Below are 22138 nucleotides of genomic sequence, written 5' to 3' on the forward strand. Positions count from 1 at the left end.
GACGTGATCACTCTCGACCGGCCGGTGTCCTTCACTGCCTACACCCTGTGCAACCTGATCCGGCGACGCGGCGCGGAGCCGCACAAGGTCATCGGCGAGACCGCCGCGTTCTACGTGCCGGAAGACCAGCGCAAGCTCGACGAGCAGGTCAACGCGGGGCTTCAGCAGGCTGGGCTGATGGGCCCGCGGGGGATGGACCGCGATCTGCTCGCGCTGATCGATTCCATCTCCCATCCGCATTTCGAGTACTACGGCTGGTTCGACGGCCAGTTCGACGACGGCAGCCCGGCCAACTTCTCCGCTCTGGTGGGCAGTGGCAACGGCGGTGGTTTCGGGCTGGTCCGGGTCGGCCGCCAGCCGACGCTGGCCGTCACCCGGCAGCGGCCGGAACGGCTCCTCGAGACCTTCCTCGACATCATCCCGACCGCGCGAACGCCTCCCGGGCAGGCGCTGCTTGTCGACCGCAAGGAATTCGAGTCCGGGAAGGCCAATGACTCCGCTGAACCGCGGAGTTCGATCATGGTCACCGACCAGAGCCGGAAGCAACCAGCCTCCCCGCTGAAAGAGATTCAGCGGATCATGCAGGCACCGCGCATCGGCAATGGCACGTTGTACGTCGCTGCCCGGACACCGAGCGGCACCCGCAGGCGAATTCCCAAGCCGATCAACTTCGTCGATATCGACGAAGGGCGCTGGCTGATGGAGGAGCGGCCGGGCCGCGAATCCATCTTGGTGTACACGCCGTGGTCCAGGCAGACGGTCGCCGAACGGCTCCGCCAGGCTCACAGCGCCTTGGGCTGACCGCCTCGAGCGTTACTCCGGGTGGGGTTCCCGGTACGGCACCGCGAGGTGTCCGGCCGGTGAACCTCACCCGGTTTCGCGTTTGCACGCGGTTAACCTGCGCTTTTGCCTGATCGCTCACTGTGCGCAGCCATCGGGTAGGCCACGTGGGGAATTCTCCTTCGTTCAGCCCATCGGGTCGGTGATCTACCGTGCGTAGCAACCATCCACAGGGCGGTGGACCAACCCGGGTGCGACACGCCGAAGAACCAGTTCGACACGACACGCCGGACGAGTTTTCGCGGAGTTCTCCACAGTCTCTGCACAGGCTTTGACCTGCGGGTTCAGTGAAGCCGGTCTGCACTGTCCCCACTTTGTCCACAGGCTCACCGATACCTGTGATTCGTTGCCCCCAGTCATCCACAGGTTATCCACAACACGGTCAACACCCGGGTTTGCGCTCGTCCTTCCGGGGGACCTAGCGTGCGTTCGCGCCCAGTACTCCCGGTGGCTCCGCGTGGCGGTCACCGGCGCGGGGAACCGTCCGGTCCATCATCGAAGTGAACCGGACGGGCGGGTGGGAAAGCCGGGCCGACTCCGGCATACTCGAACAGGTGTTCGCCTGGACTGGCCTTCGCGCGAGGCGGCGGGCGGACGCGGTTCGGCACAGGACAGGCGCACGCGAGACGACGGGGCCGGCCGGGACGACGGCGGGGCGAGGGGAGGTGTCCGGGCAGTGGCGGTGACCGATGACCGCGGTCCGGCGTACGCGGAGTCCGATCCGGGTCCGAGCGACCCCGGCCCCGGCGGGTTCGACCGCCAGCCGCCGCAGGACATCGCGGCGGAGCAGTCCGTGCTCGGCGGCATGCTGCTGTCGAAGGACGCGGTCGCCGACGTCATCGAAGCGCTCGGCCCCGGCGATTTCTACCGGCCCGCGCACCAGGCCGTGTACGACTGCATCCTCGACCTCTACGGCCGCGGCGAACCGGCCGACCCGATCACGGTGGCGGCCGAACTGGAACGGCGCGGCGAACTCGGCCGCGTCGGCGGGGCGCCGTACCTGCACACGCTCATCGCGACCGTGCCCACCGCGGCCAACGCGGGCTACTACGCGGAGATCGTCTCCGAAAAGGCGGTGCTGCGCCGCCTCGTGGAAGCGGGCACGCGCATCGTGCAGTACGGCTACGGCGCGGCCGCGGCCGACGGCGCGAACATCGACGAGGTCGTCGACCGCGCACAGGCCGCCATCTACGACGTCACCGAGCGCCGCACGAGCGAGGACTACGTCGCGCTGGAAGACCTGCTCCAGCCGACCATGGACGAGATCGACGCGATCGCCTCGCGCGGCGGGCAGTCCCAGGGCATCCCGACCGGGTTCGCCGACTTCGACGAGCTGACCAACGGCCTGCACCCCGGCCAGATGATCATCGTCGCGGCCCGCCCTGGTGTCGGCAAGTCGACATTGGGACTGGACTTCGTCCGTTCCGCGTCCATCAAGCACGGCCTGACCAGCGTCATCTTCTCGCTGGAAATGAGCCGCACGGAGATCGTGATGCGCATGCTGTCGGCCGAGGCGAAAATCCGCCTGGCCGACATGCGAGGCGGCAAGATGTCCGACGACGACTGGACGCGGCTGGCGCGGCGGATGAGCGAGGTGTCCGAGGCCCCGCTGTTCGTCGACGACTCGCCGAACATGACGATGATGGAAATCCGCGCGAAGGCTCGCCGGCTCAAGCAGCGGCACGACCTGAAGCTCGTGGTCGTCGACTACCTGCAGCTGATGACGTCGGGCAAGCGCGTCGAATCGCGGCAGCAGGAAGTGTCGGAGTTCTCCCGTCAGCTGAAGCTGCTGGCGAAGGAGATCGAGGTGCCGGTGATCGCGATCTCCCAGCTGAACCGTGGTCCGGAACAGCGAACCGACAAGAAGCCGATGCTGTCGGACCTGCGTGAATCCGGCTCGCTGGAGCAGGACGCGGACATCGTCATCCTGATCAACCGCCCGGACGCCTGGGAACGCGACGACCCGCGCGCCGGGGAAGCAGACCTGATCCTGGCGAAGCACCGTGCGGGTCCGACGAGCACGATCGTGGTCGCGCACCAGTTGCACTACAGCCGGTTCGCCGATCTGGCCCACGACTGACGCGCTGTCCGGTTCGCGTCAGCATCGCGCGAATCGGTGCAGCGCTTCGAGCGCGGCCGGGGCGAGGGTGTCCGGGTGGTCGGCGTCGTGCAGCAGGTGGTCCACCCCAGACAGCGGCACCCGGCCTGGTCCGCTGACGTGCGCACGGCGTAGCGCGGCGGTCAGGGCGTCCGTTGTGGCGCAAGGGACTTGGGCGTCGGCAGTGCCGCAGGTCAGCAGTACCCGGGTCCCCGGTCGCAGGGCCGCTGCGGTGTCCGGCGGGTAGACGGCGTCGTCGCTGTCCACGAAGCGGCTGTTCTGTCCTTGGAAGGCCTTGAAGAGTTGCGCGACGGCGGGCGGCAGGCCGGTGGGATCGACCGGTCGGTGTGCGCGCAGGGCGGTGACGGCGGCGTCGATCGCCGTGTCGATTGTGTGCTGCTGTTCCGGGGTGAGCTGGCCCTGCGCGACAGCCTCGGCGATCTGGGTGTGCAGTTGCAGCGCGACCAGGTCCAGCAGGCGGATCGCCTGCGGCTGCAGCAGTGCCAGGCCGGTCGGACGGGGGTGGGCGGTGCCGCCGAGCAGCAGTGCGGTCATCGCGCCTTCGCTGTGTCCAACGACCGTCAGCGCGTGCGGGTTGGTCTCCGGCTGGTCGCGCAACGTCTCGTAGGCGGCCTTCGCCTGCCGGACGAACGCTGGATAGTCGAGCTGTTCCGGGCGGTCGCGATAAGCGCCGAGCCCGGTGCGGCCGGTGCCGTACTTGTCGAACCGCAGCGTGGCGACTTGGTCGTGGTCGAGCGCGTCGGCGACCTGCGCCAAGGTGTTCGGGGACGCGTGCGATTGGTTGCCGTCGCGATCGGTGGGTCCGCTGCCGGGCAACAGCAATGCGGCGCGCAGCCGTTGCCCGGTGTGGTGCGCGGGAACGTGCAGGGTGCCGTACGTCGTCGTCCCGTCGATGGTGAAGACGATCTCGCGGTCGGCGGCGGGCACGAGGCTGACCGGGGCGGCGGTCACGCCGGCCAACGACAGCACGACAGCCGTGAGGTGGGTGAACATCGGCTCACCGCAAGGCGTTCTCGACCAGCGCGACAGTCGCGCGGGGATCGTCGACCTGGACGACCAGGCGGGCGTAGCGCTCGTCGGCTAGTTCGAGCACCACGGCCTTCGACGGGTCCTTGACGTCCCAGAAGACCTTTTCGCCGTCGAGGTGGAACGTACCCGCCGTGATCACGCCGGGCACGTGTGCGCCCGGCGCGCGGATTCCCTTGGGGTCGGCGGCGATTCCGGGATCCGCGGTCGCGCCGCGGACGTGGTCCAGCGGGATGGTCAGGCTGCTCTTGAAGGCCCACAGTTTGTCGAGACCTTCGATCACGACAACGAGGTCGTCGCCGTCGATGGAGACCAGTGCCATGGCTGTTTCCTTGTCAGTTAAGGGGATCGAGGTGATGAGTCAGCGCGGCGGCGGCACCGTCGGGGTTGCCGCGCAGGCGTAGGCCCAGTGCGGCAGCCGCCAGGGCAGCGGCCAGTTCGGCGGAGATGTCGAGCGCGTCGGCGATTGCCTGGTCGAGCGAGGCCAAGGCTGCGGCCACTTCGGCGGCTACTTCCTCGTCGGTCGGCGCTCGTTCGACCACCGCGAGCAGGAGCAGACCAAGGTCGGCCGAACTAATCGAGCGCAGCACGGTCGCGGAATCCGTTGCCGTGGCGAGCGTTTCGGTCAAGGGGCGGACGTCATCGGCGAGGTGGCGGCGCAGCGCGATCAGGTAGAGGCCGCGTTTGCTGCCGAACGTCTTGTACAGGCTGTTGCGGTGCACGCCGAGGTGGGTGACGAGGTCGTCGACAGAAACTCCGTCGTACGCGCGGCCACCGAACAACCCCACGGCGGCGCGCACCACCTCGTCCTCGTCGAACGCCCTTCGCCTGCCCATGGCTCGACTATAGAATTTTGGGGAACGATCAGTCAAGAACGATCGTTCCCCAAAAGTGCGCTAAGAAGCGGGCTGCCACTCCGCGACCAGGTCCAGCAGTCCGGGGAAGCGCGCGTTGAGGTCCTCCATGCGCACCCGGCTGCGGCGTTCCAGCCCGTATTGCCGTTGGCGCAGGACGCCCGCCTCGCGCAAAGCCTTGAAGTGGTGGGTCAGCGACGATTTCGGGCGGTCGAACCCGAACCAGCCGCACGGATGGTCGTAAGCCTCGCGCTCCAGCAGCAGTTTTCGCACGATCGTCAGCCGCAACGGGTCGCTCAATGCGCCTAGGACGGTTTCCAGCCGGAGGTCTTCTCGCGCCGGTTCGGGCAGCGGCGACGGGAGGTCGGCGGGCGGGGCATCCGGATTGGTCACCGAGGGCATGCCCACATTCAACCACTCCAGTACGAGATTAGTCGAACTACTGCTAGATTCTAGTTCGACTAATCTCGTACTGGAGGATCCATGGCCGTCGTCGCACCCTCGCGGGTCGGTAGTCCTTGGCTTGCCGCTTGGCCGGTCACCGCGGTGTTCGTGCTTTCGAACGCGCCGACCCCGCTGTACGTGCTGTGGCAGCACCGGCTCGGGTTCTCCGCTGGCACGCTCACGGTGATCTTCGCGGCCTACATCGCCGGGTTGCTGGCCGCGCTGCTCGTGGCGGGGCGCGCGTCGGATCGGCTTGGGCGGAAACCTGTTGTGCTGCCTGGGGTTTTGCTCGCACTGATCTCCTGCGGGTTGTTCGCCGTCGCGACGTCGGTGCTCGCGCTGGCGATCGCTCGGTTGCTGGCGGGGATCGCGGTCGGCATCACGGTGTCGGCGGGGATGGCGGCGGTGGTCGACGTCGGCGGGCCTGGACGCGCGCGGACCTCGACTCTCGCGGCGTCTACCGCGATGGTGTTCGGGGCCGGGCTTGGGCCGCTGCTGGCCGGGGCGCTGTCGGAAACTTTGCCTGGGCCGACGGTGACGATCTTCGCGGTCGCGGCCGTGCTGTTGCTCAGCGCGGCCGTCGTGGTTATCCGGCTGCCGTTGCGGCGTCCGGTCGTTTCCGGTGCGGGCGGTTGGATCCGGGTTCCTTCGGTGCCAAGGGCGCAGCGCAAGTACGTCGCGCTCGGGATCGCGGTTTTCGCGCCGGGGATCACGTCGACATCGTTTGTGCTTTCCCTTGGACCGGCTCTGCTGGCCAACGTGCTCGGCACCAGCAATCGCCTGCTCGCCGGAGCGACCGCGTTCGTCATGTTCGGTGCGGCGACTGCGGTTCAGTTCGCGGCGAAGCGGCTCGAGGTTCGTGCCATCCTGCTGACTGGCGCAGTGGCGGGAGTCGCCTGCATGGCCGCGTTGCTCGTCGCCGTGCACGCGCAGTGGATCGCGGCCATCGTCGTGACCGCGGTGCTCGCGGGAGCCGCGCAGGGGCTCGGCCAACTCGGCGGGCTCACCCTGATCAGCACCCACGTGCCCGAGCGAAGGCGTGCCGAAGCCAACGCTCTGCTCAACTTCGGCGGCTACCTCCCGGCGGCACTGCTGCCGGTCGGCACCGGATACCTCAGTGACGCCCTCGGGATCGCTACTGGCTCAACGGTTTTCGCCGCGGTTGTCGCACTTGCCGCACTGACAGCTGCCGGAATCGTGTTGCGGTCTGCCCGCTGACGATCAGGGACGGCCGCCTGGTTGCCAGTCGTGCACCTCGATCGCGGCATAGCGTTCCGCAGTAAGGATTCCGCGCGCCGCGTCGGCGTCGGCGGCTTGCACCAGCGCCGCGGTGCCGAGCCAGGCGGTGCCGTCGTCGGACCACAGCGGGCCGTAGGCGATCAAGGACTCCGTGGCGGACGGTTCGAGGTCGACGGCGGGGCCGGAACCCAAGCCCAGCACCAAATACAGGCCGGCCGCCTCCGGATCGCCGGGGAATTCCCACATGGTGCGGCCGAGAGCGTTGTCCCAACGGCGAATCAGGACGTCCCGGTAGGCGCCGGCCTGGTAATTCGGTTCGGCGAAAGCGAATTCGCGGACGGCGGCGGCGTCGGGGAGGTCGACGATGTGCACGCTGCCGGTCGGAGTGTCGCCGTCCAGCGTCGGGCCGCGCGCGATCAGCTCGAAACCGTCCATATAGGACCAATGCGCTTCGATCAGCTCGGCGCGCAACGCGGCGGAGCCGGGGCGGTCGCGGTGATAGCAGAAGAACTTCACCGGGGAAGTTTCCCGCATCCGACAGGCCGCCGAGGACGAATTCGCCAAGTCCGCGAACCAGGCGTACGGTAGTAGTTGAACTTTCAAACAACCGGAGGCAGTCATGGCGAACCGCACGCCGGTCCTGTACCTGAGCCACGGTGCGCCGCCGCTCGCCGACGACGCGAAATGGACCTGGCAGCTCGCCGGATGGTCCGCTGACCTGGCCAAACCTCGCGCGATCCTGGTCGTTTCGGCGCACTGGGAAGAAGCTCCGCTGACGCTCGGGGCGACCACGACGGTCCCGCTCGTCTACGACTTCTGGGGCTTCCCCGAGCGCTACTACCAGGTCAAATACGCCGCACCGGGCGCTCCGGAGCTGGCCGCGCAGGTGCGCAAGCTGCTGCATTCGACCGAAACCCCGGTGCACGACGCCCCGGACCGCGGCCTCGACCACGGCGCGTACGTCCCGCTGGTGGAGATGTTCCCCGACGCCGACGTCCCGGTGCTGCAGATTTCCATGCCCTCGCTCGACCCGCGGGCGCTCTACGACCTCGGCCGCAAGCTCGCGCCGCTGCGCGACGAGGGCGTGCTGATCATCGGCAGCGGATTCTTCACCCACAACCTCCGCGCGATGCAGGAAGTCAACGGCGCCAACGGAACCCCGCCGGGATGGTCCGCGGAATTCGACCACTGGGGCGAGGAGGTGCTGCGCGACCGCGACCTCGACGCGTTGCTCGACTTCCAGCACAAGGCACCCGCCGCCGCGATGGCGCACCCGCGGATCGAGCACTTCGCGCCGCTGTTCGTGTCGCTCGGCGCCAGCTCGGCCGAGGGCGAAGGCCGCACGGTGATCGACGGTTTCTGGCACGGCCTGGCGAAGCGGTCGCTCGAATTCTCCTGACCCAGCACAAAAAACGGGCCCGGAAGCACACGGCTTCCGGGCCCGTCCGAGGTTATCCCCGGCTCGCTTCAGGCGAAGCGGTTCACTTCTTGAAGATGCCGGTCACCTTCGCGGCCAGCTTCTGGAACGCACCCAGCGGGCCGGTCGCGTCACCGATCGCCGGCACGGCCGGAGCGGTCGGCATCGTGGTCGGCAGCGTCGTCGGGGCGCCCGGAACGGCGGGCACCGCGGCGAAGGCGGGCAGCTGGCCCAGCGTCGGCAGCGAGGTCTTCACCGGCAGCTGAGCGGGAACGGCCGGAACATCCGCGCGCTCGGCGCCCGCACCCGGCAGAGCCGGAAGGCCGGGCAGACCCGGAACCGACGGAGCCGACGGCAGGTGGATGCCGTTCTGCAGCCCGGAAACCGAAGGCAGCGCCGAAGCGCCCTTCAGCTGGTTGAGCTGGTTCAGCGCGGACAGTCCGCTGACCTGCGGCACGTCGGCACGCTGGGCGCCCGGCAGGGCCGGGGCGGGCAGCGTGGTGGCAGTGGACAGGCTGCCCAGGCCCGGCAGAGCCGGAGCAGACGGCAGCGACGGCGCGGCCGAGGAACCGCCCGGCAGACCCGGCATGGCGGGCAGCGCGGGGAGCTGGTCGGCGCCCATCTCGCCGCCGATCGGCACGTCGATGGCGGGCGGCTCTTCGACGTCGGTCGAGTTGGGGGCCTGCGCGGTAGCCACGCCGAGCACCTCCAGCGGCACGCCGAAGACCTGCACCAGCGCACCCAGCGGGTGGTAGTAGTCGAAGCCGGAGAGGGCTTCGCCGGTGCCGTCGGTGCTGGTCGCGTCGTTGCCGTCGGTCACGTCGGTGACGTTGTCGCCCACCGCGTGCGCCACGCCGCCCACGGCGACCCCGTCGCCGAAGACCTGCGCCACAGCCGGGACCGGGAGGTCCAGGATGTCGCCCGAGATCGAACCCTCGGTGCCCGAGGTGGTGTCCTTGCCCGCGTCGGTGACGACGGTGTTGTTCATGGCGTCGCCCGAGGACACGCCCGCCGCGGAAACCGCGTCGCCGAAGACCTGCGCGACCGGAGCCGCGTCCGCGCCAACGATGTCGCCCGCGACCGCGCCGCCGTCGCCGTCGGTGAGGGCGTCGCCGCCCGCCGTCGAGGTGACGTCGTTGGTGGCGGTGCCGTGGCCGATCGCGCCCCCGGCGACCCCGTCGCCGAAGATCGAGCCGGCACCGGCGATCGGAGCCTTGACGATGTTGCCGGCGAGCGCGCCGTCCTTGCCGTCGGCGCTGGCGTTGCCGCCCGCCTTCGAGTCGGTCAGGTTGTCCGACATGCCGGTGCCGATGCCGGCGACCGAGCCGCCGACGCCGTGGCCCTGAACCGGCAGCGAAACCGGAGCCTCGACGAGGTTGCCCGCGCCCGCGCCCTTCGCTCCGGTCGCGTGCACGTCGTTGCCCGCGGTGGAGGTGGTGTCGTTGCTGGACTTGCCGTGGCCCTGGCCGACGAACGAGCCGCCGATGCCGAACAGCTGCACCGGGGTGGACAGCGGCGCGGTGGCGAGGTTCGAGCTGAGGAAGCCGTTGTCGTCAGCGGTGTTGCCGCCGCCGCCCGCCTTCACGACCTTGGTCTCGGAGCCGTCGGCCGAGCCCTGCCCGATGAACGAGCCGCCCACGCCGAAGACCTCGGCCGGCGCGGCCACCGGGACCTGCACGATGTTGCCCGAGCCCGACGAGTCGTTGCCCTGGCTGCCGTCGTAGTTGCCCGCGGTGACGGTCTTGGTCTCGGTCGAGGTGCCCGAGGCGTTGCCGATGTGGCTGCCGCCGATGCCGTGCACCTCGGGGGCACCGGCGATCTGGGTGTTGACGATGTTGCCGGTCAGCGTCGAGCCGTTGCCGCGGGTGTAGCTGCCGTCGCCGGACGTCGCGGTGGTGGTGTTGTCGCAGTTGGCGACCGCGCGGCCGATGTAGGTGCCGCCGACGCCGCACGCCTCGACCGGGAGCGCCACTGCCGGGTCGACCACGTTGGCCGAACCGGCGGCGTCGTTGCCGCTGGTCTTCACGAAGCCGCCGGAGGTGGCGGTGGTCTCGTGGGTGGAGGACGAGGCCTGACGGTCGAGCGCCTGGCCGGTGGTGGCGTTGCCGATCCACGAACCGGCGACCGACGCGACGTTCGCGACCGGGCTGGCCTGCGCGGCGGCGGCGTTGCCGGACAGGAACGACTGGTCCCCGTCGGTCTCGAGGTAGGTCGGGGTGCCGTTCAGGCTGCCCGGACGGGTGTCGCCCGCCTTGGCGTCGGCCGAGGAGTTGGAGGTGGAGTCGGCGTCCGAGCCCCACACGCCGCCGGCGTTGCCGTTGAACTTGACCGGCAGCGCGATCGGCGCGCCGACCACGTTGCCGCTGCCCGCGGCGCCCTTGCCGTTCGACTTCATCGAACCGCCGGAGGTGGCGGTGGTGTCGGCGTTGTACCCGCCGCTGTAGGCGTTGCCGAGGATCCAGGACGCGGCGTTGCCGGTCACCTGGACCGGAGTCGCGAACTGGCCGCCGACGACGTTGCCGGACAGGCCGGAGCCCTTGCCGGTGGTGTCGACGTTGCCGGTCTCGGTGGTGCTCTGGTGCGCCGAACCGCCGTGCACCGCGCCGCTGCCGCCGGCCAGGCCGACGCCGTTGCCCGCGATCTGCACCGGGAGCGCGTAGTCGAGCGCCACGACGTTGCCCGCGATGCCCGAGTACTTGCCGTCGGTCGCGACGTCCTGGTTGTGGTTGTAGGTCTGGCTGTGGTCGCCGCCCTGCACGTGCGCGTCGCCGATGACGCCCACCGCGTTGTCCACGATCTGGATCGGGACGACGACGTCGCCGTTGACCTTGTTGCCCTTGAACGCGTCGTGGGTCGGCGTGATCTGCCGGGGCGCGTCCGTCTTCGGGAGGCTGTCGGTCAGGCTGCCCGCGGAGCCGCCGGGCGTCTTCGCCGAGGCGAGCGCTCCCTTGACGGCGGAGGTGACGGGCTTGGTGCTGATCTCGTTGTGGTGCGCCGGCAGGTCGACCTGCCCGAGCGGGGTGCCGATCGCGTTGTTGGCTTCGTCGATCGGGACGGTGACGTTGAGATCCAGCGGGGAGGCCGGGGTGTCCGGGTTCACGTTCTCGTCGGCCGAGGCGATGCCGGTGCCCAGCATCAGCAACCCACCCGTGACCAACGCGGTCTGGAGTCCGCGCTTTGCCCAGGTCTGCATGGGATTTTTCTCCTTCATATCGGGGTCCCTTGCGGGTTCGTGGCGGTGCTCCCTGACTCTCGGGAATGCACCGGGGAATGCGTGCGCGGAAATTGCGCAGCGCGCGAAAAACCCGCGGGATATCTGTCGATGACGGCAACGGCACACAAAGGTGTCCGAGGGTGCGTCAAAGACCCCGCGGGTGAAGTGGATCAGTCAGGAGTGACGCCGGGCTGCTCGCCCGGGGTGCGCGGCGTGTGCGCGAGGCCGATGCGGGTCGAACCCGCCACGGCGTTGTCGACGGCGGCGACGACCCAGGAGGGGACGCCGAAGTTCAGTCCGTCGAGGTGTCCGCCGGGCGCGGTGCTGCCACCGGCCGGGGAGTTCGGGATGGAAAGCGGCGCGGCGGGAAGCTGCGCCGGGGAGAACGGCGCGCCGGGCAGGCCGCGGTCGCCGCCGTGGTGCTTCGCGGGCAGTTCGACGCCCTGCACCGGGTCGACGGATTGCGCGTCCATCGACGGGAAGACCGACTGCAGTGCGTCGGACGTGGTCATCGCCGCGGCGCCGAGGTTTTGGTCCGCCTCGGCGGGCTGCTCGGGAATGCCCGGCGCGGGCACCTGCTCGGACCCGGGGGCCGGAGCGGAAGGCAGTTTCGGCAGGTCGACCAGGTTCGAGGGAGCGCTCGGGTCGAGCAGATCCCACAGCTTCCGGCCGAAATCCTGCGCGGCGGGCGGCGGGGTGGTCGCGTCGGCGATCACCTGGCGCGCGTCCTGCGGCTTGCGCGCGATGTGTTCGAGCGAGCCGAGCGTGCGCTCCACCGGCTTGACGACCGCGTGCTGGCCGAGGTCGCTGACCGCGGTGCTGACCTTTCCGGCGGCCTCCTGGCCGCTGGCGAGGTCGTCGCGGTGCGGACTGCCGAGCTGGCTGAGCGAGCAGGTGGGCCGCGCAGTGCCTGGTTCAGACCACGTGGTGGCACCCTGACCGCACGACGAAAGCCCTTGCGCCGCACCGGTGACGTCGCCCGCGAACCGGGCCGCGCCGTCGGTGACGTCGCCGATTCCGGCGGCCGTCGCGTCGGTGACCGGCGTGACGCTCGCGTCGACCGTGTCCGCCGAAGCGGCGGAAGAGGAGACGGTCCACGCGGCCGCGGTGGCCGCGAGCGCGCCGCCGACGACGAACAACGCACGCGACGCGAGACGGCCGAAGCGCGTCGCGCCCCGCCTCTCGTGCACAGCGTCGTTCGTCACAGGTGATTTCTCCTCAAGGGGTAAAAATTGATTTCGGTTTTCGGGCGGAACGGCACAGTTCCGCGGTGGTGCAAAACCGAGACAACCAAATTTCCGGCCCGCCGCGCATCCTTGACACGGCTTGATGCCACCATCGTGTGAACAACACAGAGTGTGGCCGGGTCTCACGATGGGTCATCCCCGGAGAAGACGGCCGGTTACTCCCGAGTCGGTTCGCGTGGCACCGGCGAGGCGGTGATTCGCGCCGGCGGCTGGGCGATCCGCCCGGTTTTCGTCGACAGGGCCGATACGGTTGTCCCCGTGAGCCAGCCTGGGCGCGGACAACGCGAACAACCGTCCCTTTCCGAACCAGTCGCCGATGTCACCGGCTTCATCCCGCGCGGCCTGCGCGTGTCCGCCGCGCTGTCGTGGCGGTTCATCGTGGTGATCGCCGCGCTGTACGCAGTGGTGTGGCTGCTGGGCTATCTCGCGTCGGTCGTGGTGCCGGTGTCGATCGCGCTGCTGCTTTCGGCGCTGCTGGCCCCCGCGGTGTCGCGGCTCGTGCAGATCCGCTTTCCGCGCGGGCTCGCCACGGCGATCGTGCTCGTGGCCGGGCTCGCCGTGCTCGGCGGGCTGCTGACCTTCGTGATCACCCAGTTCTCCAGTGGCCTTCCCGAACTGCAGCAACAGCTGACCACGAGCCTCAACCAGATCAAGGACTGGCTCATCAACGGTCCGCTGCACCTGCGCCAGGAGCAGATCCAGGACTTCATCAACCAGGCCATCGGCTTCCTGCAGAACAACCAGGCGTCGATCACCACCACCGCGCTGACCACCGCGGGCACCGTCGGCGAGATCCTCACCGGCTTCGTGCTGACGCTCTTCGTCACGATCTTCTTCCTCGCCGGCGGCGACGGCATCTGGTCGTTCCTGGTGCGCGGCGTGCCGACGCGGGTGCGTTCGCGGGTGGACGTGGCGGGACGGCGCGGGTTCGCGTCGCTGGTCAGCTACATCCGCGCGACGGCGGCGGTGGCCGTGGTCGACGCGGTCGGCATCGGCATCGGGCTGTGGATCGTCGGCGTGCCGCTGGTGATCCCGCTGGCGACGCTGGTGTTCCTCGGCGCGTTCATCCCGATCATCGGCGCGCTGATCACCGGCGGCGTCGCGGTGCTGATCGCGCTCGTGTCGAAGGGCATCATCGGCGCGGTGGTCGTGCTGGCCATCGTGATCGGCGTGATGCAGCTGGAAAGCCATGTGCTGCAGCCGTTGCTGCTCGGCCGCGCGGTGCGGCTGCATCCGCTCGCGGTGGTGCTCGCGATCGCCACCGGCCTAGTCGCCGCGGGCATCGCGGGCGCGCTGCTCGCGGTGCCGCTGCTGGCCGTGCTCAACTCCGGGGTCCGGTCGCTGCTGCACGAACACGATCCCGATCCGGCGACCGTCGACGCGCTGCACAGCAAGGCCGCGTACCCGAACGACGCGCCGGACCGCGACGACGGCAAGAAGCCGGGCAAGTCCGGCAAGGACAAGAAAGACGAGGACGCCGGCTCCGGCGAAGACGAGAAGTGACTGTTCGATCCGTCCGAGACCCGGTGGCACCGCTGTGGCGCGGTGTCGTGGTGCTGCGCGTCGTCACGTGGTTGTTCGCGCTGGCCGTGGCGATCGCGCACCACCCGGGCTTCCAGCGGCCGTGGCTGGCGTGGCTCGTCATCGGCGTGATGGCCGTGTGGTCTGTCGTGGCGAGTCTGGCGTACTTGCGCGAGAACGGACGGCACCGCTGGCTGGTGATCTTTGACCTCGTACTCACCACAGCGCTCTTGCTCACCTCTCCGTGGATCCTGTCGGACGCGCAGTTCGCCGACCCGACCACGCCGTTGATCACCACGGTGTGGGCAGCGGTAGCGCCGATCGCGGTGGCAACGCGCTTCGGCGCGCGCTTCGGCGTATCGGCGGGCCTCGTCGTGGCAGTAGGGACTGGTGTCGCACGCTGGCACGTCGACATCGACGTCATCCGTGACGGCGTGCTGTTGTGCGCGAGCGGCCTCCTTGTCGGCATGGCCGCGACGCTCGCGCGTAGCTCCGCCGAAGCGCTCGCGCGCGCCCTTCGCACCGAAGCAGCGACGGCCGAGCGTGAACGGCTCGCGCGCTCGATTCACGACAGCGTGCTTCAGGTTCTCGCGCGCGTACGGCGTCGCGGTCTCGAAGTAGGCGGCGAAGCAGCGGAGCTGGCGCGGCTCGCGGGGGAGCAGGAGATCGCGTTGCGCGCGTTGGTGACCAGCGAACCGACGCGCTCCGGCGACACCGCGGACCTCCGTTCGGCGTTGCAGCTGCTGTCGACCACGTCGGTGCAGGTCTCGACGCCGGCCGGAACGGTGAACCTGCCCGCGCACGTCACCGAGGAACTCCTCGCGATCACCCGGGAAGCGCTGGCCAACGTGGAGAAACACGCTGGTCCGGACGCGCACGCCTGGGTGTTGCTGGAAGACCTCGGCGACGAGGTCGTGGTGAGCGTCCGCGACGACGGGCCGGGCATCGAGGGCGGCAGGCTGGAGCGAGCGGCGGCCGAGGGCCGGCTCGGGGTAGTGAAGTCGATTCGCGGCCGGGTGGCCGACCTCGGCGGGACCGCGGTGCTGGACAGCGCTCCCGGCCGGGGCACGGAGTGGGAAGTGCGGGTGCCAGCCACGATGAGGGACGGGCGATGACGGAACGGACGATCTCGGTCATGGTGGTCGACGACCACCCGATGTGGCGCGACGGCGTGGCCCGCGACCTCAGCGAGAACGGGTTCGAGGTGGCCGCGACCGCCCCGGACGCCCCGGCGGCGATCCGGATCGCGCGCGCGGTGCGCCCGGACGTGGTGCTGATGGACCTGAACCTCGGCGGCACGTCCGGCGTCGAGGCGACCCGCGAGATCACCGCGGCGGCGCCGGACACGCACGTGCTCGTGCTCTCGGCCAGCGGCGAGCACAGCGACGTGCTGGAAGCGGTGAAGGCGGGCGCCTCGGGCTACCTGGTGAAATCGGCGTCCGCGGCGGAGCTGGTGGACGCGGTGCGCCGCACGGCCGACGGCGATCCGGTGTTCACCGCCGGGCTGGCGGGCCTGGTGCTCGGCGAGTACCGGCGGATGGCCGACGTTCCGGACGGCGCGCCGGAACCGCCGCGGCTCACCGATCGGGAGACCGACGTGCTCCGGCTGGTCGCGAAGGGGCTGACCGCGCGGCAGATCGCGGAGCGGCTTGTTCTGTCGCACCGGACCGTGGAGAACCACGTGCAGTCGACGTTGCGAAAGCTTCAGCTGCACAACCGGGTCGAGCTGGCGCGGTACGCGATCGAACACGGGCTCGACGAGGACTGACCTCGAACGTCACGAGGTCGCGACCCCGGCGGCCTGCTGCGCCGGGGCGAGTTTCGCCTTCCCCAGCCGCCAGGCCGGTTCGCCCGGATGCCACGCCGCGACCACCCCGTCGTCGAGGACCAGGTCGCCCGCCTCCGTCCACTCCAGGCCGGAATGCTTCAGGTTTTCCGTCGAGTACGGCATCGAGGGTGCCTGCTGCCAGGTGCCGTCGGTCAGGTTCAGCAGCCACAGATCGCGGGTCTGCGTGCCGGTTCCGGCGAACGACGGGGTGCCGAAATCCACCGCGGCGACGGTGCCGTCCCGGCTGGGCAGCACGGACGGATTGGGCTGCGGCACCGGCAGGGTCACCGGTTTCCGCGCTCCGCTGCGCAGGTCGAGCACGGTCAGATCAGTGAGGCCGCCGAGAAGGAGCCGGTCGCCGACCGCGGCGAGGATGCGCGGCGACTGCTGCACGGTGCGCCCGGTGGCCGGGTCGATCAGGACGTCGACCGTCTCCGCGGTGCCGCCGCCGACGGTGATCAGCAACCCGTGCGACGTTTCCACCCGGACGAGCGTGTGGCACGACGCCACGGTGCCCCGGCCGAACGAGGCACCGGTGAGCGCGACGTGTTCCAACCGGCAGAGGTCCGGTCCGTCCTCGCGGATCAGCCACACGCTGGCACCGTCCGCGCCCGGGGCCGCGCTCACCGCTTTGCCGAGCGACCGCGGAGTCGAAAGCCCCAGGTAGACGTACACCTCGGCCGGATCGCAGGCGGCCTGCGAGCAGATCGGCCCGGTCAGCACGACCGGGGTGTGGCCGACGCGCAGCAACGACACCGCACGCTGCCCGCCGGGAACGCCAGGCATCGCGCCGCGCACGCCGGAGTCGGAGTCGAACACCGTGGGCGGCGACGTGGCCAGCAACAACTCGACGCCGATGCCGCCGGTGGCGACGCCGCCGTCGAGGCCGGTGGGCGGGGGTGTGGTCGGAGTCGGGCGCGCCGACGAGGTGACCGGAGCGGGTGCCGGAGCGCCGCTCGTGCAGGACGTCAGCAGACAGCAGGCCGCGACCAGGGCGACCGTCGCGCGGAGTACGGGTCCGTTCAGGGTTTTTCCCCGATCTGCCAGCGGAAATCGAGTTCTACCATCGAAGCCATGGCCGAGGAAGAGACGATCGCCGCGCAGCCCGCGACCGAGACCAAGCCGTTGACCGAGCGCGACATCCGGGTGTCCGACGACGAGCGCGAACACGTGGTCGGGGTGCTGCAGAAGGCCATCGGGCAGGGGATGCTCACCCTCGACGAGTTCACCGAACGCACCGACCAGGCGCTCGCGGCCCGCACCAGGGGCGAACTCAACACCGTCCTCGCCGACCTGCCCGGGCTGGTCCACCCCGGCGCGGCCCCGCAGTACGCGCCGCTGCCCGAACCGCCCGGCTACGGCCCGAACTACGGGCTCGGCAGGCGGCTCGAGCTCAACGCCAAGTACTCGTCACTGCAGCGCAGCGGCCCGTGGCAGGTCCCGGCCGCGATGGTGGTGCGCAACAAGTACGGCAGCACCAAGCTCGACTTCACCGAGGCCCGCGTCGCCACCCCGGTGGTACAGATCGAACTCGACTCGAAGTGGGGTTCGGTCGAGCTGATCATCCCGCCGCACGCGGCGGTGGACTACAACTCGATCACCGAGATCAAGTTCGGTTCGCTCGACGACAAGACCGGCAGCAACGGCCGCGCGGGCACTCCGCGCTACGTGCTGACCGGCCGCATCCACGGAGGCTCGCTGGTCATCCGCCACCCTCGGCGGGGCATCTTCGGCTGACCAGCGTCCGGCGCCGGATCCGGTACCCCATCTCTCACCCGGATCCGGCGTCCCCTGCTTAGGCAACCGCCTCCGCGACGGCCTTGCGCGCGGCGGCCGGATCGGCGGTGGCCAGCGCCGCCGCCGCGATCTCGCGTGCCTGCTCCCGGGACACCGTCGCCAGGCTCGCGCCGACCGCGCGGACCGCCGGGGCGTTCATCGACAGACTGGTCAGACCGAGCCCGGCCAGCACCAGCGCGAGCCGCGGGTCGGCCGCCGCCTCGCCGCACACGCCCGCCGGTTTGCCGGTCGCTTCTGCCGCGTCGCCGATCAGCTTCAGCAGGCGCAGCAATCCGGGCTGCCACGGGTCGTTCAGCTTCGCGACCGCGCCGAGCTGCCGGTCGGCGGCGAAGGTGTACTGGGCCAGATCGTTGGTGCCGACGGACACGAAATCGACCACGCCCAGGATTTCCCGCGCCAGCAGCGCGGCGGCGGGAATCTCGATCATCACGCCCGCCCGCGCGATCCCGGCGGCGCGCACGCGCTCGGCGAACCACGCGGCTTCCTCGACGGTGCCGACCATCGGGGCCATCACCGAAACCTCCGCGCCGGAATCCTCCGCCGCGCCCGCGATGGCTTCCAGCTGCCGGTCGAGCACCTCCGGCCGGTCGAACGCGATCCGCAGGCCGCGAACGCCGAGCGCCGGGTTGGGTTCGTCGTCCGGGGACAGGAACGCGAGCGGTTTGTCCGCGCCCGCGTCCAGCGTGCGCACGATGACCGGCTTTCCGCGGAACGGCGAAAGCACTGCGGCATAAGCTTTTCGCTGCTCTTCGACGGACGGCTCGGCCGGTGCGTCGAGGTAGCAGAACTCGGTGCGGAACAGTCCGACGCCCTCGGCACCCGCGTCCGCGGCGGCCTGCGCGTCGGCCGGGGAGCCGACGTTGCCGTACACCTTCACCCGGTGCCCGTCGGACATTTCGCCGACGCCGTTCCACTCAGCCGGGCCGGAAGCGGCGGCGGTGACGATCGGCGCGGACGGGTCGACCGCCTCGATCACGCCGGTGTCGCCGTCAACCGACAGCGCCTTCGCGTCGGAAGCCAGCAGCCCGCGCACCGCGACGACCGCCGGAATTCCCAGCGCCCGCGCGAGAATCGCGGTGTGGCTCGTCGGCCCGCCCTCCTCGGTGACCAGCGCGAGAACCTTCGCCGGGTCGAGCCCGGCAGTGTCGGCGGGAGCGAGGTCGCGGGCGACGAGCACGCTCGGCGACGCCAGCTCGGGCACCCCGGGCGGGGCGACGCCGAGCAGTTCGGCGACGAGCCGGTCGCGCACGTCCCGGACGTCGCGGACCCGCTCGGCCATGTATCCGCCAGCGGCCGCCAACGCGTCGGCGAAACCTTCGGCGGCCTGGTAGACGGCGCGGGCCGCGGGTAGGTTCCGCGCCGTCACCAGCTGTTGAGCCTGAGCGGCGAGCGCCGGGTCGGCGGCCATCGCGGCGGTCGTGATCAGGATCGTCGCGGCCTCCCCGGTCGCGGCCTCGGCCTGCGCCTCCAGCCGCGCGGCGACCGCCTGCGCGGCGGGCTCGATCCGGGCCGCCTCCGCCGCCGGGTCGTCCGGCGCGGGCGTGCTGGCGGGTTCCCCGAGCGGCTCGGCGACCCGCACGACGGGTCCGCTCGCGCGTCCGGGGCTCACCGCGACCCCGGTCAGCGAGGAACCGGCAGCGGACTCGGCCGGAGCGGCGGCACTCTCAGACATGGTCTAGACCATAGCTCACGCAAGCGGCGATCTGCCGGGGCGCCGCACCCGTTTCCCGATTTCGCACCCGTTCGACCACCGGACGCACCTCCTCGTGCCACCGCGCGCGGGCCAGTTCCGCGCGACCGGCCCCGCAAAGTCTGCCGGAAACCCCAGCCCTCCGCCGGGTCCGCGACCCGGCCCGGGGGTGAGTCAGTCCAGCTCGGCGGCGGTCGGATAGGACGGCTGAGCACCATGCCGAGTCACGGTCACCGCAGCCACCTTCACCGCCCGCTGAGCGGCTTCGGCCAGGTCAGCGCCGTCGGCGAGAGCAGCGGCCAGCGCACCGGCGAACGCGTCGCCCGCACCCGTCGTGTCGACCGCCTCGACCTTGGGCGACTCGACCGTTGTCGACTTGTCGCCCTCAATGACCGCCGCGCCCTTGGCCCCGAGGGTGACCACGGCCGCGCGCGGACCGAGTTCGAGCAGCTTGCGCGGGTCAGCGTCCTCCGAGCCGAGCAGGTAGGCGGCCTCGTGCTCGTTGACCAGCAGGACGTCCAGCGCGGCCAGCGTTTCCGGCGACACCTCGGCCGCCGGGGAGAGGTTCAGCAGCACTCGCACGCCCTTTTCGCGTGCCCGCACCACCGCACGCTCGATCGTCGGCAGCGGCACTTCCAGCGAGGCGACGAGCACACCGGCGCCGTCCAGCGCCTCGTCGGTGATGTCCCCGGGTTCCAGCGCGGAGTTCGCGCCGGGGGAGACGAGGATTGAGTTTTCCCCGTCCGGAGTCACGGTGATGTAGGCGATTCCGGTAGGCCGATCAACAGTACGAACGAATTGCGTATCGACACCCGCATTCGACAACGAATCCCGCAGCATTCGACCGTACGGATCGTCGCCGACCGCACCGAGCAACGCGACGTCCGCGCCGAGTTTTCCCGCCGCGACCGCGGTATTCGCGCCCTTGCCGCCCGGCGACAACGCGGTGTCGCCGCCCAGCACCGTCTCGCCGCCGCCGGGGCGCCGGTCGACCGGCACCACCAAATCGGCATTCGCGGACCCGACTACCAGTACCGCAGCACTCATGCCGCTACTCTGCCACGGCCCGTCCTTTCCGCCATCTGTGCCCGAAAGTGAAAGCGTTTGTAACTTTCTCGGCGCTCAGTGCGACAATCAGGCGGAACAGCGTCTGGCCGTCACTCGATCGGGGGATCCGTATCCCCCAGGCGTCACTTCTGCGGCGGCCTTCGCTCTTCTTCGAGCGTCACTGGCCTTGAGCCGATGACGTTGCCCCGACCGGAAGCGCACCGGGGAGGGCATCGGGTCGCCGGCGCCGATCACGTAGCCCCCCGAGTGATCGGCGTCGGCACCGACCCGATTCGCGCGCCAGCGCCTGAATCGGTGTCCAGACCACCTAGACTGCCCGAATGAGCAGCCCCACACGCAGGGGTCGCGCGCGAGCGGCTACCGAATCGGACATCCGCCGGACCGCGCGGAAACTGCTGGTAGGCCAGGGTCCGGAAGCCGTGACGCTGCGGGCCATCGCCCGGGAGCTGGGGATCACCGCACCGGCCCTGTACCGCTACTACGAATCCCGCGACGACCTGCTGGAGAACCTCCGCCTCGACGTCTGCACCGACCTCGCCGCCGAACTCGCCGAGGACATCGCGGAGCTGAAGGACGAGGGCCTGCTGCAGCTGTTCCAGATCTGCAAAGGCTTCCGCCGCTGGGCGCTGACCCACACCAAGGAATTCACGCTGGTGTTCGCGTCGCCGACCGGGGCCACCGGCACCGCGACCGGCAGCGCGCTGCGCAGGCTGGACGAGCCGTTCGGCAAGATCTTCCTCGCCGCGGCCGGTCACGTGCTCGCCCAGCACGACCTGGTCATGCCGCCGAACGACGTGGTCCCGCCCGAACTCCGCGACGACCTCACCGCGTTCCAGCAGGATCTGCTCACGGTGCTCAAGGAGTCCGGGCGGGAAATCCCGTCGGAGAAGCTGGACCTCGGGCTCACCTACCTGATGATCACCTTCTGGGCGCGGCTCTACGGCCACGTCACCCTTGAGGTGTTCGGCAACTACCCGATCCCGGTGTCCAAGCCGGACGTGCTGTTCGAGGCCATGCTCACCGACCTAGCCCGCGACGTCGGCCTCTACAGCGATTAGGCCGCGTGGCCGCCGTCGACCGAAATGGTCGAGCCGGTCACGTACGCGCTGGCCGGCGAGGCGAGGAAGGCCACCGTGTCGGCCACTTCCGCGGGCTTGCCGTACCGGCCGACCGCAGTCATCGACGCCTGGTCCGCTGCGTACGGGCCGTCGGCCGGGTTCATTTCCGTGTCGGTCGGCCCCGGGTGCACCAGGTTCACCGTCACGCCGTTCGCGGCCAGTTCGCGGGCCAGCGCCTTGGTCAGCCCGACCATCGCGGACTTGCTGACCGCGTACAGCACCATTCCCGGTCCCGGCACGCGATCGGTCACGCAGCTGCCGATCGTGATCACCCGGCCGCCCTCGCCGAGGTGCTTCGCCGCCGCCTTCGTCGCGGCCAAAACCCCGCGCACGTTCACCGCGAGCACGCGGTCGACGTCGTCCATCCCGGTCTGCTCCAGCGGCCCGACGAAACCGACGCCCGCGTTGTTGACCAGCACGTCCAGCCGCCCGAACTCGGCGACCGCCGCTTCCACCGCGGCTTCGACCGCCGCCGAATCGGCGTTGTCCGCACCGACCGCGAGCGCACGGCGGCCGAGCGCCTTGATCCGGTCGACCACTTCCGCCGCCTGCTCGGCATTCACCGTGTAGGTGAGCACCACGTCCGCCCCAGCCTCGGCGAGCCGCGTGGCCGTCGCCGCACCGATTCCGCGGCTGCCGCCGGTCACCAGCGCCACTTTGCCGTCGAGGTTCATGTCCGTCCTTTCAGTTTGTTTCGCTTTCAACCATCGAAGCGC

20 protein-coding genes are annotated in these 22138 nt (G+C 70.2%); 9 read left to right on the plus strand and 11 right to left on the minus strand.

From position 1 onward, the window contains the following. Positions 1-3: 3 nt before the first annotated feature. Positions 4-801: an ESX secretion-associated protein EspG gene (locus ACWDNU_RS12730; protein WP_449668921.1), complete on the plus strand. Its 798-nt coding sequence runs from the start codon at positions 4-6 to the stop codon at positions 799-801. Positions 802-1516: 715 nt separating this feature from the next. Further along, a complete protein-coding gene (dnaB, locus tag ACWDNU_RS12735) occupies positions 1517-2920 on the plus strand; it encodes a replicative DNA helicase (RefSeq protein WP_037809085.1) in 1404 nt (467 codons plus the stop codon). Between the two features lie 18 nt (positions 2921-2938). Here dnaB and ACWDNU_RS12740 read toward each other — a convergent pair whose 3' ends face one another. Genes ACWDNU_RS12740 through ACWDNU_RS12755 form a run of 4 tightly spaced genes read right to left on the minus strand, consistent with a single transcriptional unit; the run spans position 2939 to position 5241 of the window. Beyond that, positions 2939-3952, minus strand: coding sequence for an alpha/beta hydrolase (locus tag ACWDNU_RS12740; protein ID WP_449668922.1), 1014 nt, complete (start codon positions 3950-3952; stop codon positions 2939-2941). 4 nt (positions 3953-3956) lie between these two features. Further along, positions 3957-4307, minus strand: a complete 351-nt coding sequence (locus ACWDNU_RS12745; RefSeq protein ID WP_354735803.1) for a hypothetical protein — start codon at positions 4305-4307, stop codon at positions 3957-3959. Between the two features lie 13 nt (positions 4308-4320). Then, positions 4321-4821, minus strand: a complete 501-nt coding sequence (locus ACWDNU_RS12750; protein WP_449668923.1) for a TetR/AcrR family transcriptional regulator — start codon at positions 4819-4821, stop codon at positions 4321-4323. A gap of 60 nt (positions 4822-4881) precedes the next feature. Next, positions 4882-5241, minus strand: a complete 360-nt coding sequence (locus ACWDNU_RS12755) for an ArsR/SmtB family transcription factor (protein WP_449668924.1) — start codon at positions 5239-5241, stop codon at positions 4882-4884. 81 nt (positions 5242-5322) lie between these two features. Here ACWDNU_RS12755 and ACWDNU_RS12760 point away from each other — a divergent pair, with 81 nt between their 5' ends. Continuing rightward, positions 5323-6501 carry an MFS transporter gene (locus ACWDNU_RS12760; RefSeq protein WP_449668925.1) on the plus strand — a complete coding sequence of 393 codons (1179 nt, stop codon included), beginning with the start codon at positions 5323-5325 and terminating at the stop codon, positions 6499-6501. A 3-nt stretch (positions 6502-6504) separates the two neighbouring features. Here the strand turns inward: ACWDNU_RS12760 and ACWDNU_RS12765 are convergent, their stop codons facing one another. Further along, positions 6505-7038: a YciI family protein gene (locus ACWDNU_RS12765; protein ID WP_449668926.1), complete on the minus strand. Its 534-nt coding sequence runs from the start codon at positions 7036-7038 to the stop codon at positions 6505-6507. Positions 7039-7141: 103 nt separating this feature from the next. Here ACWDNU_RS12765 and ACWDNU_RS12770 point away from each other — a divergent pair, with 103 nt between their 5' ends. Beyond that, positions 7142-7921, plus strand: coding sequence for a dioxygenase family protein (locus ACWDNU_RS12770; protein WP_449668927.1), 780 nt, complete (start codon positions 7142-7144; stop codon positions 7919-7921). 82 nt (positions 7922-8003) lie between these two features. Here ACWDNU_RS12770 and ACWDNU_RS12775 read toward each other — a convergent pair whose 3' ends face one another. Both ACWDNU_RS12775 and ACWDNU_RS12780 read right to left on the minus strand, forming a co-directional pair. Continuing rightward, positions 8004-11132, minus strand: a complete 3129-nt coding sequence (locus ACWDNU_RS12775) for a PE-PGRS family protein (protein ID WP_449668928.1) — start codon at positions 11130-11132, stop codon at positions 8004-8006. A gap of 191 nt (positions 11133-11323) precedes the next feature. Next, on the minus strand, positions 11324-12358 hold the full coding sequence (locus tag ACWDNU_RS12780; protein WP_449668929.1) for a hypothetical protein: 1035 nt from the start codon (positions 12356-12358) through the stop codon (positions 11324-11326). Positions 12359-12658: 300 nt separating this feature from the next. Here ACWDNU_RS12780 and ACWDNU_RS12785 point away from each other — a divergent pair, with 300 nt between their 5' ends. Genes ACWDNU_RS12785 through ACWDNU_RS12795 form a run of 3 tightly spaced genes read left to right on the plus strand, consistent with a single transcriptional unit; the run spans position 12659 to position 15689 of the window. Then, on the plus strand, positions 12659-13903 hold the full coding sequence (locus tag ACWDNU_RS12785; RefSeq protein ID WP_370932810.1) for an AI-2E family transporter: 1245 nt from the start codon (positions 12659-12661) through the stop codon (positions 13901-13903). Further along, a complete protein-coding gene (gene macS / locus ACWDNU_RS12790) occupies positions 13900-15036 on the plus strand; it encodes a MacS family sensor histidine kinase (RefSeq protein ID WP_370932808.1) in 1137 nt (378 codons plus the stop codon). The genes ACWDNU_RS12785 and macS overlap by 4 nt, the downstream gene beginning before the upstream one ends. Next, positions 15033-15689 (plus strand): response regulator, encoded by a 657-nt coding sequence (locus ACWDNU_RS12795; RefSeq protein WP_449668930.1) that lies wholly within the window; start codon positions 15033-15035, stop codon positions 15687-15689. Before macS ends, ACWDNU_RS12795 begins: the two co-directional genes overlap by 4 nt. Before the next feature lie 9 nt (positions 15690-15698). Here the strand turns inward: ACWDNU_RS12795 and ACWDNU_RS12800 are convergent, their stop codons facing one another. Then, the gene (locus tag ACWDNU_RS12800; RefSeq protein WP_449668931.1) at positions 15699-16595 is read right to left on the minus strand and encodes a hypothetical protein; all 897 of its coding nucleotides are present in this window, start codon (positions 16593-16595) and stop codon (positions 15699-15701) included. Between the two features lie 228 nt (positions 16596-16823). Here ACWDNU_RS12800 and ACWDNU_RS12805 point away from each other — a divergent pair, with 228 nt between their 5' ends. Then, positions 16824-17486 carry a DUF1707 SHOCT-like domain-containing protein gene (locus ACWDNU_RS12805; protein WP_370932803.1) on the plus strand — a complete coding sequence of 221 codons (663 nt, stop codon included), beginning with the start codon at positions 16824-16826 and terminating at the stop codon, positions 17484-17486. A 58-nt stretch (positions 17487-17544) separates the two neighbouring features. On the opposite strand, the gene ptsP is transcribed toward ACWDNU_RS12805, so the two are convergent. Together ptsP and ACWDNU_RS12815 are read right to left on the minus strand one after the other, a co-directional pair. Then, the gene (ptsP, locus tag ACWDNU_RS12810) at positions 17545-19218 is read right to left on the minus strand and encodes a phosphoenolpyruvate--protein phosphotransferase (protein WP_449668932.1); all 1674 of its coding nucleotides are present in this window, start codon (positions 19216-19218) and stop codon (positions 17545-17547) included. Between the two features lie 192 nt (positions 19219-19410). Then, positions 19411-20283 (minus strand): ribokinase, encoded by an 873-nt coding sequence (locus tag ACWDNU_RS12815; RefSeq protein ID WP_449668933.1) that lies wholly within the window; start codon positions 20281-20283, stop codon positions 19411-19413. A 341-nt stretch (positions 20284-20624) separates the two neighbouring features. Here ACWDNU_RS12815 and ACWDNU_RS12820 point away from each other — a divergent pair, with 341 nt between their 5' ends. After that, positions 20625-21362, plus strand: coding sequence for a TetR/AcrR family transcriptional regulator (locus ACWDNU_RS12820; RefSeq protein WP_370932799.1), 738 nt, complete (start codon positions 20625-20627; stop codon positions 21360-21362). Here ACWDNU_RS12820 and ACWDNU_RS12825 read toward each other — a convergent pair. Then, positions 21359-22096, minus strand: a complete 738-nt coding sequence (locus ACWDNU_RS12825; RefSeq protein ID WP_449668934.1) for a 3-oxoacyl-ACP reductase family protein — start codon at positions 22094-22096, stop codon at positions 21359-21361. The two genes, ACWDNU_RS12820 and ACWDNU_RS12825, sit on opposite strands and share 4 nt — an antisense overlap. Positions 22097-22138: the final 42 nt, after the last annotated feature.

This window comes from Amycolatopsis sp. NPDC003676 (genome assembly GCF_053587275.1).

Coding starts and splice junctions, on each gene's coding strand:
- ACWDNU_RS12795 (WP_449668930.1), top strand. CDS start 15,033: ATGACGGAACGGACGATCTCGGTCATGGTGGTCGACGACCACCCGATG.
- ACWDNU_RS12820 (WP_370932799.1), top strand. CDS start 20,625: ATGAGCAGCCCCACACGCAGGGGTCGCGCGCGAGCGGCTACCGAATCG.
- ACWDNU_RS12770 (WP_449668927.1), top strand. CDS start 7,142: ATGGCGAACCGCACGCCGGTCCTGTACCTGAGCCACGGTGCGCCGCCG.
- ACWDNU_RS12805 (WP_370932803.1), top strand. CDS start 16,824: ATGGCCGAGGAAGAGACGATCGCCGCGCAGCCCGCGACCGAGACCAAG.
- ACWDNU_RS12745 (WP_354735803.1), bottom strand. CDS start 4,307: ATGGCACTGGTCTCCATCGACGGCGACGACCTCGTTGTCGTGATCGAA.
- ptsP (WP_449668932.1), bottom strand. CDS start 19,218: ATGTCTGAGAGTGCCGCCGCTCCGGCCGAGTCCGCTGCCGGTTCCTCG.
- ACWDNU_RS12815 (WP_449668933.1), bottom strand. CDS start 20,283: ATGAGTGCTGCGGTACTGGTAGTCGGGTCCGCGAATGCCGATTTGGTG.
- ACWDNU_RS12825 (WP_449668934.1), bottom strand. CDS start 22,096: ATGAACCTCGACGGCAAAGTGGCGCTGGTGACCGGCGGCAGCCGCGGA.
- ACWDNU_RS12740 (WP_449668922.1), bottom strand. CDS start 3,952: ATGTTCACCCACCTCACGGCTGTCGTGCTGTCGTTGGCCGGCGTGACC.
- ACWDNU_RS12760 (WP_449668925.1), top strand. CDS start 5,323: ATGGCCGTCGTCGCACCCTCGCGGGTCGGTAGTCCTTGGCTTGCCGCT.
- ACWDNU_RS12775 (WP_449668928.1), bottom strand. CDS start 11,132: ATGCAGACCTGGGCAAAGCGCGGACTCCAGACCGCGTTGGTCACGGGT.
- ACWDNU_RS12750 (WP_449668923.1), bottom strand. CDS start 4,821: ATGGGCAGGCGAAGGGCGTTCGACGAGGACGAGGTGGTGCGCGCCGCC.
- ACWDNU_RS12755 (WP_449668924.1), bottom strand. CDS start 5,241: ATGCCCTCGGTGACCAATCCGGATGCCCCGCCCGCCGACCTCCCGTCG.